Source organism: Pseudomonas sp. FP2196 (genome assembly GCF_030687715.1).
In the GTDB taxonomy this organism is placed as follows: Bacteria; Pseudomonadota; Gammaproteobacteria; order Pseudomonadales; family Pseudomonadaceae; genus Aquipseudomonas.
Map to the genome: position 1 here is coordinate 625,602 of NZ_CP117445.1, position 12,270 is coordinate 637,871.

General features: G+C 60.7%; 8 protein-coding genes. 5 read left to right on the forward strand and 3 right to left on the reverse strand.

Going from position 1 to position 12,270, the window contains the following annotated elements; genetic code table 11:
• The first annotated feature begins 91 nt into the window (after positions 1-91).
• The 4 genes from PSH79_RS02730 (at position 92) to PSH79_RS02745 (ending at position 9,468) form a co-directional block, all read left to right on the forward strand.
• Entirely contained in the window at positions 92-2,404 is a 2,313-nt protein-coding gene (locus tag PSH79_RS02730) for a YgiQ family radical SAM protein (protein ID WP_095187323.1), read from the forward strand.
• Between the two features lie 323 nt (positions 2,405-2,727).
• Entirely contained in the window at positions 2,728-6,003 is a 3,276-nt protein-coding gene (locus tag PSH79_RS02735; RefSeq protein ID WP_305441127.1) for a DUF2126 domain-containing protein, read from the forward strand.
• A gap of 88 nt (positions 6,004-6,091) precedes the next feature.
• On the forward strand, positions 6,092-8,578 hold the full coding sequence (locus PSH79_RS02740) for a circularly permuted type 2 ATP-grasp protein (RefSeq protein ID WP_305441129.1): 2,487 nt from the start codon (positions 6,092-6,094) through the stop codon (positions 8,576-8,578).
• On the forward strand, positions 8,578-9,468 hold the full coding sequence (locus PSH79_RS02745) for a transglutaminase family protein (RefSeq protein ID WP_305441130.1): 891 nt from the start codon (positions 8,578-8,580) through the stop codon (positions 9,466-9,468). The genes PSH79_RS02740 and PSH79_RS02745 overlap by 1 nt, the downstream gene beginning before the upstream one ends.
• 208 nt (positions 9,469-9,676) lie before the next feature.
• On the opposite strand, the gene PSH79_RS02750 is transcribed toward PSH79_RS02745, so the two are convergent.
• The gene (locus PSH79_RS02750; protein WP_305441131.1) at positions 9,677-9,868 is read right to left on the reverse strand and encodes a hypothetical protein; all 192 of its coding nucleotides are present in this window, start codon (positions 9,866-9,868) and stop codon (positions 9,677-9,679) included.
• A gap of 68 nt (positions 9,869-9,936) precedes the next feature.
• Positions 9,937-10,524 carry a TIGR00730 family Rossman fold protein gene (locus PSH79_RS02755; RefSeq protein WP_305441132.1) on the reverse strand — a complete coding sequence of 196 codons (588 nt, stop codon included), beginning with the start codon at positions 10,522-10,524 and terminating at the stop codon, positions 9,937-9,939.
• 340 nt (positions 10,525-10,864) lie between these two features.
• Here PSH79_RS02755 and azu point away from each other — a divergent pair, with 340 nt between their 5' ends.
• On the forward strand, positions 10,865-11,308 hold the full coding sequence (gene azu / locus PSH79_RS02760) for an azurin (RefSeq protein WP_305441133.1): 444 nt from the start codon (positions 10,865-10,867) through the stop codon (positions 11,306-11,308).
• A 130-nt stretch (positions 11,309-11,438) separates the two neighbouring features.
• Here azu and nadE read toward each other — a convergent pair whose 3' ends face one another.
• Entirely contained in the window at positions 11,439-12,266 is an 828-nt protein-coding gene (gene nadE / locus PSH79_RS02765; protein WP_305441134.1) for an ammonia-dependent NAD(+) synthetase, read from the reverse strand.
• Between the last annotated feature and the right edge of the window lie 4 nt (positions 12,267-12,270).

A 12,270-nucleotide genomic window follows, 5' to 3' on the forward strand; every position in this document is an offset into this window, starting at 1 on the left:
GAAGAGAAACCGACCATTGCCGTCGGAATTGGTCAAATTTTGTGCTATATTCCGCGCCCGCGATTTTTCATCTCAACACCGGTCGACCGACATGCAAGCAGCCAAGCCGTTATTTGACTATCCAAAATATTGGGCCGAATGTTTCGGGCCAGCGCCATTCCTGCCGATGAGCAGGGAGGAGATGGATCAGCTTGGCTGGGACTCCTGTGACATCATCATTGTTACGGGAGATGCCTACGTCGATCATCCGTCTTTTGGCATGGCAATCATTGGCCGGCTGCTGGAGTCTCAGGGCTTTCGCGTCGGGATCATTGCGCAGCCCAACTGGCAGTCCAAAGACGACTTCATGAAGCTCGGCGAGCCGAACCTGTTCTTCGGCGTCGCGGCCGGCAACATGGACTCGATGATCAACCGCTACACCGCCGACAAGAAAATCCGCTCCGACGACGCCTACACGCCAGGCGGTATGGCCGGCAAGCGTCCGGATCGTGCGAGCCTGGTCTACAGCCAGCGCTGCAAGGAAGCCTACAAGCACGTGCCGATCGTGCTCGGTGGCATCGAAGCCTCCCTGCGCCGCATCGCCCACTACGACTACTGGCAGGATCGCGTGCGTAACTCGATCCTGATCGACGCCAGCGCCGACATTCTGCTGTACGGCAACGCCGAGCGGGCCATCGTTGAAGTCGCCCAGCGTCTGTCCTACGGTCACAAGATCGAAGACATCACCGATGTGCGCGGCACCGCGTTCATCCGTCGCGATACGCCGAAAGACTGGTACGAAGTCGATTCCACGCGCATCGACCGTCCGGGCAAGGTCGACAAGATCATCAACCCGTACGTGAACACCCAGGACACTCAGGCCTGCGCCATCGAGCAGGAAAAAGGCCCGGTCGAAGATCCGCAGGAAGCCAAGGTCGTGCAGATCCTGGCCAGCCCACGCATGACCCGCGACAAGACCGTGATTCGTCTGCCGTCGGTTGAAAAGGTCCGTGGCGATGCCGTTCTTTATGCCCACGCCAACCGCGTGCTGCACCTGGAAACCAACCCGGGCAACGCCCGCGCGCTGGTGCAGAAGCATGGCGAAGTCGACGTCTGGTTCAACCCGCCGCCGATTCCGATGACCACTGAAGAAATGGACTACGTGTTCGGCATGCCTTACGCACGGGTTCCGCACCCGGCATACGGCAAGGAAAAAATCCCGGCCTACGACATGATCCGTTTCTCGGTGAACATCATGCGTGGCTGCTTCGGCGGCTGCACCTTCTGCTCGATCACCGAGCACGAAGGCCGGATCATCCAGAACCGTTCCGAAGAGTCGATCATTCGCGAGATCGAAGAGATCCGCGACAAGGTGCCGGGCTTCACCGGCGTCATTTCCGACCTCGGCGGGCCGACCGCGAACATGTACCGCATTGCCTGCAAAACGCCGGAAATCGAATCCGCGTGCCGTAAGCCGTCCTGCGTGTTCCCGGGCATCTGCCCGAACCTGAACACCGACCACTCTTCGCTGATTCAGCTTTACCGCAGCGCCCGTGCGTTGCCGGGTGTGAAGAAAATCCTGATTGCCTCCGGCCTGCGTTACGACCTCGCGGTCGAGTCGCCGGAGTACGTCAAGGAACTGGTGACCCACCACGTCGGTGGTTACCTGAAGATCGCCCCGGAACACACCGAGGAAGGTCCGCTCAACCAGATGATGAAGCCGGGCATCGGCAGCTATGACAAGTTCAAGCGCATGTTCGAGAAGTACACCAAGGAAGCGGGCAAAGAGCAGTACCTGATTCCGTACTTCATTGCCGCGCACCCGGGCACCACCGACGAAGACATGATGAACCTGGCCCTGTGGCTCAAGGGCAATGGCTTCCGTGCCGACCAGGTGCAAGCGTTCTACCCGTCGCCGATGGCCACCGCCACCGCGATGTACCACTCGGGCAAGAATCCGCTGCGCAAGGTCACTTACAAGAGTGACGGCGTGACCATCGTCAAGAGCGAAGAGCAGCGTCGTTTGCACAAGGCGTTCCTGCGTTATCACGACCCAAAGGGCTGGCCGATGCTGCGTGAAGCGTTGATCCGCATGGGCCGTGGCGATCTGATCGGGCCGGGTAAGGATCAGTTGATTCCGCTTCATCAGCCGTCCACCGACAGCTACCAGAGCGCCCGTCGCAAGAACTCGACACCGGCTGGTAGCCATAAAGTGGCGAAAGAAGGCAAAGAGAAGACCACCAAGATCCTCACTCAGCACACCGGTCTGCCACCGCGTGCCAGTGATGGTGGTAATCCGTGGGACAAGCGTGAACAGGCCAAGGCCGCGGCGTTCGCCCGCAACCAGCAGGCCGCCAAGGAGCGCAAGGACGCGGCCAAGGGCAAAGGGCCGAAGCCGGCTCGCAAGCCGGTGGTGCCACGCTAAAACAGAACGCCAACCTTCGGGTTGGCGTTCTGCATTTCAGGTCTCCCGACATGTGGTGGCGCGGCCGACCCCTTCGCGAGCAGGCTCGCTCCCACAGGTGACCGCATTCCCAATGTGGGAGCGAGCCTGCTCGCGAAAGCGCCCGATCAAACACGGCATGAACCAATGTCGCCACATTTAGGCGCAACTTCGCCAAAGCATTTCCCCGCATCGCCCGATTTTGGTGCTGTACTGCCTTGAGCATTCCGGGAAAGCGCCCAAGCCTCTGCATGGCATAAGTCTTGCGCGCTTTCGAATACGCTTAGGCTCGCAGGAGGCACGCCGTGTCGATTCATGTCGCATTGCATCACGTCACGCATTACCGCTACGACCGCGCTGTCGAACTCGGCCCGCAGATCGTTCGCCTGCGCCCGGCTGCCCACAGCCGCACGCGGATTCTCTCGTATGCACTGAAAGTCTCGCCCGAGCAGCATTTCATCAATTGGCAGCAGGATCCGCAGGGCAACTACCTCGCGCGGCTGGTTTTCCCCGAAAAAACCGACGAACTGCGCATCGAAGTCGATCTGCTGGCCGAGATGGCGGTGTTCAATCCGTTCGACTTCTTCCTCGAACCCTACGCCGAGAACATTCCCTTCGCCTACGCCGCCGATGAGCGCAAAGAGCTGGCGCCGTACCTCGAAACCCTGCCGCTGACGCCGAAGTTCAAAGCCTATCTGGGCGGCATCGACCGCACACCGCTGCCGGCCGTGGACTTTCTGGTGGCGCTCAATCAGCGCTTGAGCGAAGACATTGGTTACCTGATCCGCATGGAGCCTGGCGTGCAAACCCCGGAGCACACCCTCGAACACGCTTCCGGCTCGTGCCGCGATTCAGCGTGGTTGCTGGTGCAACTGCTACGCAACCTTGGGCTGGCGGCGCGGTTTGTCTCCGGTTACCTGATTCAACTGACCGCGGATGTGAAAAGCCTCGACGGCCCCTCCGGCACCGAGGTGGATTTCACCGATCTGCACGCCTGGTGCGAGGTGTATTTGCCGGGCGCAGGCTGGATCGGACTCGATGCGACTTCCGGGCTGTTTGCCGGTGAAGGGCATATTCCGTTGGCCTGTAGTCCTGATCCGTCTTCGGCGGCGCCGATCAGCGGGATGGTCGAACCTTGCGAAACCCAGTTCAGCCACGAAATGTCGGTCGAGCGGATCTGGGAAGCGCCACGGGTCACCAAGCCGTACACCGATGAGCAGTGGCTGGCGATTCAGGCACTGGGCCGACAGATCGACGCCGACTTGCTGGAGGGCGATGTACGGCTGACCATGGGCGGCGAGCCGACCTTTGTGTCCATCGATGACCCGGACGGCGCCGAGTGGAACACCGCCGCCTTGGGCGAAGACAAGCGCCGGCTCTCCGCCGAACTGTTCCAGCGCATGCGCAAGCATTACGCGCCGAAGGGGCTGGTGCATTTCGGCCAAGGCAAGTGGTATCCCGGTGAGCAATTGCCGCGCTGGTCGCTCAATTGTTATTGGCGCCGCGATGGTGTGCCGATGTGGCAAAACGATGCGCTGATCGCCGACGAGCAGCAGGATTACGGCGCCAATGGCGAGCTGGCCGGACGCTTTCTGGCCAGCGTCGCCGAACGCCTGAAACTGCCTGCGCGATTTGTGTTTCCGGCCTACGAGGACAATTTCTATTACCTCTGGCGCGAGGGTACGTTGCCGAGCAACGTCAGCGCTGAAGACTCGCGTCTGGAAGAGCCGCTGGAGCGTGCGCGGCTGCGCAAAGTGTTCAGTCAGGGGCTCGATAAGGTCATCGGTCAGGTGCTGCCGCTGGCGCGCACCGCCAGGGGCGATCAATGGCAGAGCGGGCGCTGGTATCTGCGTGACGAGCATTGTCGGTTGGTGCCGGGGGATTCGCCGCTGGGGTACCGCTTGCCGCTCGGTTCGCAGCCGTGGGTGAAAGCGGCCGAATATCCGTTTATTCATCCGCAAGACCCGAATCAGGACTTCCCGGAGCTACCGGACACCGCGCAACTCAACAGTCACGGCGAGCCGGCCAAGTCTGACGAGCGTCTGCCGGAAATCGACGAATCCGCCGATTGGCTGACCCGTACCGCGTTTTGCGCCGAGGCCCGCGAAGGACGCTTGTACCTGTTCATGCCGCCGCTGGAACGGGTCGAGGATTACCTGGAACTGGTGGCAGCGATCGAGGCCACCGCCCAAGAGCTGCATTGCCCGGTGCTTCTGGAAGGTTACGAGCCGCCGAGCGACCCGCGTCTGAGCAATTTCCGCATCACCCCGGATCCCGGCGTGATCGAGGTTAACGTGCAGCCGTCTGCAAGCTGGGACGAGTTGGTCGAGCGCACCGAGTTTCTCTATGAAGAGGCACGCCAGACTCGCCTGACCACCGAGAAATTCATGATCGACGGCCGCCACACCGGCACTGGCGGCGGCAACCATTTCGTCCTCGGAGGCGCAACGCCGGCGGATTCACCGTTCCTGCGTAGACCGGATCTGCTGCGCAGCCTGATCAGTTACTGGCACAACCACCCGTCGTTGTCGTACCTGTTTTCCGGGTTGTTCATCGGCCCGACCTCTCAGGCACCACGGGTCGACGAGGCGCGCAACGATGCGTTGTATGAGCTGGAAATTGCCTTTGCACAGATGCCTGAACCGGGCGAGGAGTGCGCGCCGTGGCTGGTGGATCGACTGCTGCGCAACTTGCTGATCGACGTCACCGGCAACACCCATCGCGCCGAGTTCTGCATCGACAAACTGTATTCGCCGGACGGCGCCACCGGGCGTCTCGGGTTGCTGGAATTGCGCGCCTTTGAGATGCCGCCGCACGCACGCATGAGTCTGGCGCAGCAATTGTTGCTGCGGGCGCTGGTTGCACGTTTCTGGCGCGAGCCTTATGCACCGCCGAAACTGGCGCGCTGGGGCACGGAACTGCACGACCGTTTTCTGTTGCCGCATTTTATCGAACAGGATTTCGCCGACGTCATCGTCGAGCTCGACAGTGCCGGGTATCCGTTGCGCGCCGAGTGGTTTGCAGCACATCTGGAGTTTCGCTTTCCCAAGGTCGGCGATTACGCGGTCAGCGGTATCGAGCTGGAACTGCGTCAGGCGCTCGAGCCGTGGCATGTGCTGGGCGAGGAGGGTGCGGCGGGTGGCGCGGTGCGTTATGTCGATTCATCCCTGGAGCGTTTGCAGGTCAAGCTCAAGGGCTTAGCGCCGCAGCGTTATCTGCTGACCTGCAACGGCGTCCCCGTGCCGCTGCATCCGACCGGGCGCGTGGGTGAGTTCGTTGCTGGCGTGCGTTACCGCGCCTGGCAACCGGCCAACTGCCTGCAACCGACGATCCCGGTGCACGCGCCGCTGGTGTTCGACCTGCTCGACACCTGGATGGCGCGCTCGCTGGGCGGTTGTCAGTACCACGTCGCGCATCCCGGTGGCCGTAACTACGAGACGTTGCCGGTCAACGCCAACGAAGCGGAGAGCCGGCGCATGGCGCGTTTCTTCCGCATCGGCCACACGCCAGGGAAACTTCCGATACCGAACCTGACATTGTCTGACGAGCTACCGATGACTCTCGATTTACGACGCTTTTAAGTCCTACGCGACGCCCGGATTTTTCGTCTATCCGGGCGTCATCTGCCTGCGTTAGTCTGACCGTTCCCTGCTGTCTGCCGAGCTTTCCATGCCTGACCTGCTAGACCGCTACCCGCTGACGGCGGGCACTTATCACGAATTGCTGGATGACAATGGTGCGGTGCGTCCGCACTGGCAGCGGCTGTTCGACCAGTTGCAGCGCAACACCCCCGCGCAACTGCTGCAGCGTCAGGCATTGCTGGCCCGGCAGATTCAGGAAAACGGTGTCACCTACAACGTCTACGCCGATCCCAAGGGTGCAGATCGCCCGTGGGAACTGGATCTGCTGCCGCACGTGATCGCAGCGGATGAGTGGCAGCAATTGTCAGCGGGTATTGCTCAGCGAGCGCGATTGCTCAATGCCGTGCTGGCCGACTTGTACGGCCCGCAACGGTTGATCAGCGAAGGTCTGTTGCCGGCGGAACTGGTATTCGGGCACAACAATTTTCTCTGGCCGTGTCAGGGGATTCTTCCGCCGGACGATGCCTTTCTGCATCTGTACGCTGTGGATCTGGCGCGCACGCCGGACGGGCGCTGGTGGGTGACGGCGGATCGAACTCAGGCGCCATCCGGGGCCGGTTATGCACTGGAAAACCGCACCATCGTGTCGCGTGCCTTCCCCGAGTTGTACCGGGATCTGAAGGTGCAACATCTGGCCGGTTTCTTCCGTACGCTGCAGGAAACCCTGGCCCGTCAGGCGCCCAGCGATGACGACGCGCCACTGGTGGTGTTGCTGACGCCGGGGCGCTTCAACGAAAGCTATTTCGAACATTTGTATCTCGCCCGTCAGCTCGGTTACCCGCTGGTGGAGGGCGGCGACCTCACGGTGCGTGATGCCACGGTCTACCTGAAAACCCTCAGTGGCCTGCGCCGGGTGCACGCGATCATGCGGCGGCTCGACGACGATTTCTGCGATCCCTTGGAGCTGCGCACGGATTCCGCGCTGGGTGTTCCCGGTTTGCTGGAAGCGGCGCGACAGGGGCGGGTGTTGGTCGCCAATGCGCTCGGCAGCGGTGTACTGGAGTCTCCGGGGTTGTTGGGTTTTTTGCCGAAGATCAACCAATTCCTCTTCGGCGAAGAACTGATCCTGCCGTCCATCGCCACGTGGTGGTGCGGTGAGGCACCGGTGTTGGCCCAAGCCCTGGAAAAGCTGCCGGAACTGTTGATCAAACCGGCATTCCCCTCGCAAAGCTTCACGCCGGTATTTGGCCGTGATCTGAGTGAAAAACAGCGCCAATCCCTCGCCGAGCGCATGCAGGCACGGCCTTATGCCTATGTTGCGCAAGAGCTGGCCCAACTGTCCCAAGCGCCGATCTGGCAAGCCGAGGATGGTCAACTGCAACCCCGGGCCATCGGCATGCGTATGTACGCGGTGGCCAGTCATGACGGCTATCGTGTGCTGCCCGGTGGGCTGACCCGGGTGGCCGCCGAAGCCGATGCCGAAGTGGTCTCGATGCAGCGCTGCGGTGCGAGCAAGGACACGTGGGTGTTGGGCGACCGGCCGCCGAGCGGCGAACAATGGAAGGCGCAACGCAACGTCGGTGTACACGATCTTGTGCGGCGCGACCCTTACCTGCCTTCGCGGGTGGTGGAAAACCTGTTCTGGTTCGGCCGTTACTGCGAGCGTTGTGATGACAGCGCGCGTCTGCTGCGAATCATGCTGACGCGCTATGTGGACGGTGATGATCCACAAGCGCTGCTGGCGGCTGTCGATCTCGGCGAGCGGCTGGCGCTGTTGCCGGACGAGGGTGAGCTGCCGGAGCGCCTGTTGGCAGCGCTGCTCGGTGAAGACTGGTCGTTCAGCCTGCGGGCCAACCTGCAACGCTTGCAGTGGGCGGCTTCGCAGGTGCGCGGCAAGCTCTCCCGGGAGAACTGGCAGGCGTTGGTGGAGTTGCAACGTGAAGCGACGGAACTGGACACCAACGAGCCGGATTTCGGCGAGTTGCTGGATTTTCTCAATCGTCTGGTGATGTCGCTCGCCGCGCTGTCCGGGTTTGCACTGGACGACATGACCCGCGACGAAGGCTGGCGTTTCCTGATGATTGGCCGCCGCATTGAGCGTCTGCAATTTCTCAGCAGCAGCCTTGCGGCGTTTCTGCGCGGTGCCGGCGCGTTTGATCAGGCCGGACTGGAGTGGTTGCTTGAGCTGGGCAACAGCAGCATCACTTACCGCTCACGTTATCTGGCGGTAGCGCAGTTGATTCCGGTGCTAGACCTGCTACTGCTCGATGAGCAAAACCCCCACGCCGTGTTGTTCCAGTTGAAACTGGTCACCCGCACGCTGAAACGCTTGAACGACGATTTCGGTGTGCCACGGGAGGCTGGGTTGTCGCAACTGGTCGAGCGTCTGGCGCGGTTTGATCTGGGGTGTCTGGAGAACCCGTTGTTCGGCGAGTCCAGCGTGCGCGCGGCGCTCGATGGTTTGGCGGATTTGCTGCAAGAGATCGCCGATGCCAGCGGGCAGGTATCCGATCGCCTGGCCTTGCGCCATTTTGCCCATGTCGATGATGTCAGCCAGCGTACGGTGTCCGTCTGATGAACGCGCATTACCAGATCTTCCACGACACCTGTTATCACTACGACAGCCCGGTTTCCCTTGCGCAGCAATTGGCGCACCTGTGGCCGCGTGAATGTAGTTGGCAGCGCTGCACCGAGCAGCAGTTGCTGATCAGTCCGGAACCAACGGCGCGCCGTGATGAGCTGGATGTGTTCGGCAATCCGCTGACCCGACTGGCGTTCGAGCGACCGCATGATGAATTGCAGGTCAACGCGCGGCTGACCGTTGAGGTGCTGGCGCGACCGGCGCTGGATTTCAACCAGTCCCCGGCGTGGGAGCTGACGCGCAATGCGCTGACGTACAGCAGTCAGCCGTTGTCTGCCGAATTGCTTGAAGCTTGCCGCTATCGATTCCAGTCCCCGTACGTGCACTTGAAGCGCAGCTTCGTCGAGTTTTCGCAAAGCTGTTTCCCTTCCGGTCGTCCTTTGCTGCTGGGTGTGCAGGCCTTGATGCAGAAGATTTTCAGTGAGTTCACCTTTGATGCCGAGGCAACCCAGGTGGCGACGCCGCTGGTGGAAGTGCTGGAACGTCGGCGTGGGGTTTGTCAGGACTTCGCACACTTGATGCTGGCCTGCGTGCGCTCTCGAGGGCTGGCGGCACGTTACATCAGTGGTTATCTGCTGACCCAGCCACCACCGGGGCAGCCACGGCTGATCGGCGCCGATGCGTCGCATGCCTGGGTTTCGGTGTTTTGTCCGGTGCTGGGCTGGGTAGACTTTGATCCGACCAACAATGTGCAGCCGGCGCTGGAGCACATCACGCTGGCGTGGGGCAGGGATTTTTCCGATGTGTCGCCGTTGCGGGGGGTGATTCTGGGGGGCGGCAGTCATGATCCCGAAGTGCGCGTTACCGTGATGCCTCTGGATTAACGCCGATCAAACTGTAGGAGTGAGCCTGCTCGCGATAGCGGTGTGTCAGTGGAAGTATTTGCTGCTGACACACCGCTATCGCGAGCAGGCTCACTCCTACAAGGGATTTGGGTGTACTTGAGGGAAGCGCTGTGAGGGCCGGCAGTGAAACTGCCAGCCCCGTCACAAATCCGCAGGGTCTGATTTAGATCATCAAACCCGGTGGGGCTCAGGCGTCAGGCGCCTGATCTTTCGGTGCATCTACATCGGTCTCAACATCGTTGTCAGTCGCCACTTCACCATCAGGGTTCAGTGCCGCCTCTTCAGCTGATTGTTTCTTGCGCTGAAGCTTTTCCTCTTTCTTCTTTTCCTTTTCCAGGTCTCGTTGACGTTTGGCGAAGGAGTAATTGGGTTTGGCCATGGGCGATCCTCTTGGGTCGAAGGTGAGGTTGAGCGGCGCGTATTCTGCCCTGTATCGGTGCCCGGCGGTTAGCCGGGTTTTTGGTCGACCCACTTGGGCGTGACGGTCGGCTTCCAGTTATCGAGGGACTCGAGCAGTGTTTGCGGCGATTCGCTCACTTGCAGCATGTCACGGTGTGGCGCGCGAACGAAGCCTTCGCCGACGATATGGTCAAGAAAAGCGGTGAGTTTGCTGTAGAAACCTTTCACTTCCAGCAGACCCAGCGGTTTGCCGTGGTAGCCGAGCTGGCCCCAGGTCCACACTTCGAACAACTCTTCCAGCGTGCCAAGGCCGCCGGGCAGAGCGATAAATGCGTCGCTGAGTTCGGCCATCCGCGCCTTGCGCGCGTGCATGCCATCGACCACTTCAAGACGTGTCAGGCTCTTGTGACCGATTTCCTTGTCCATCAGGCTTTGCGGGATGATGCCGATCACCTCACCACCGGCAGCCAGCGCGGCATCGGCGACGATACCCATCAAACCTACGGCGCCACCGCCGTAGACCAGAGTCAACTTGCGCTCGGCCATTGCCCGGCCAAGGGCGACGGCGGCTTCGGTATAGGCCGGATCAGTGCCGGCGTTGGCACCACAGAATACACAAACGGATTTCAGAGACATGCCTTCCTCCTGGGTCAATCCGTCACAGGGTAATGGCTGGCAGGCCTCGATCCAAGGTCTAAACTTCGCGTTCCGGTGATTCAAAGGTACCGCTGGCGCCACAGGCGTAGGCGGCGAGCAAACTGCACAACAGACCGTTAAAGAACATGACAGGCACTCCGTCTCAAGGGATGGGCCGATCATAGGGCGGACCAGATGGTTTGGCCGTTAGATTGTGTCGATGAGTGTCATAGCCTGAAAGTTGTATACAATTTTTGACTCAAGTCATAGGAACTTGCGAAGATTTCAGGCAGTCTTTCTACCATTCGTGATTTTGTTAACCCTGCCTTGGAGATTCACCATGTTTTCCAAAGTTGTTGCGGTATCCCTGCTGGCGCTGGCCAGCAGCCAATTGATGGCTGCCGAGTGCAAAACCACCGTTGACTCCACCGATCAGATGTCCTTCAACACCAAGGAAATCGTGATCGACAAGAGCTGCAAGACCTTCACCGTCGAGCTGACCCACTCCGGCAACCTGCCGAAGAACGTCATGGGTCATAACCTGGTGATCAGCAAAGAAACTGACATGCAGCCGATCGCTACCGATGGCCTGGCTGCCGGCATCGACAAGAACTACCTGAAGGAAGGTGACGCACGCGTCATCGCCCACACCAAAATCATCGGCGCCAAGGAAACCGACTCGGTGACCTTCGACGTGTCCAAGGTAGCGGGCGGCGGCTACGGCTTCTTCTGCTCGTTCCCGGGCCACATTTCGATGATGAAAGGCACCATTACGGTCAAGTAAGCAGGGCCACTGCGTCATTGTTCTTCGCGGGCAAGCCCGCGAAGGGGCCATCAGCATCAATCAATGCAATGGCCAAAGAAAAGCCCGCTGAGGATCACTCCTCAGCGGGCTTTTTTCATTCAATCGCCGATCAAGGTGCGAACGGCATTACTCGCTTGTGATGGGTTTTGTTGTAGGTCGCGACGATGATGTCGAACGCTTCCTGACGCACCGGCTCGCCGTGCAGGAAAGCGTCGATCTCGGCATAGGTCACGCCGTGGGAAGCTTCGTCAGGCTTGCCCGGGGACAGGTCTTCCAGATCCGCAGTCGGGATCTTCTCCACCAGCGATTCCGGCGCACCAAAACTGCGGGCAATCGCGCGAACCTGGTTTTTCACCAGACCGCTGAGCGGGGCCAGGTCGCAGGCGCCGTCACCGAATTTGGTGAAGAACCCCATCACCGCTTCTGCCGCATGATCAGTGCCGATTACCAAACCGCCAGCCGCGCCGGCAATCGTGTACTGGGCAACCATACGCATCCGCGCCTTGGTGTTGCCGAGCACGAAATCCACCGACACTGCATGCTTGCCCTCAAACGCCGCCACTTCTCCGGCCAGCGACTTCACAGCCGGGCCGATGTTGACGGTGTGGCGCTCGTCGGGGGCGATGAAGTCCACCGAGGCCTGGGCGTCGTGCTCGTCGAACTGTGTTTCGTACGGCAAGCGCACGGCGATGAACTTGTAGCTTTGGTCGCCCGTTTGATCACGCAGTTCGCGCATCGCGCGTTGGGCCAACAGGCCGGCGGTCAGCGAGTCGACGCCGCCGCTGATGCCGAGCACCAGCGTCTTGAGCCCGGAATTGACCAGGCAATCCTGAATAAAGCTGATACGTCGGGCGACTTCCGCTTCGAGTGCCTTGTGGTCGGCAAACGGCGGTTGCACCTTGAGCTGTTCAGCAATCTCACGCTGTACGGCTTGCATGAAT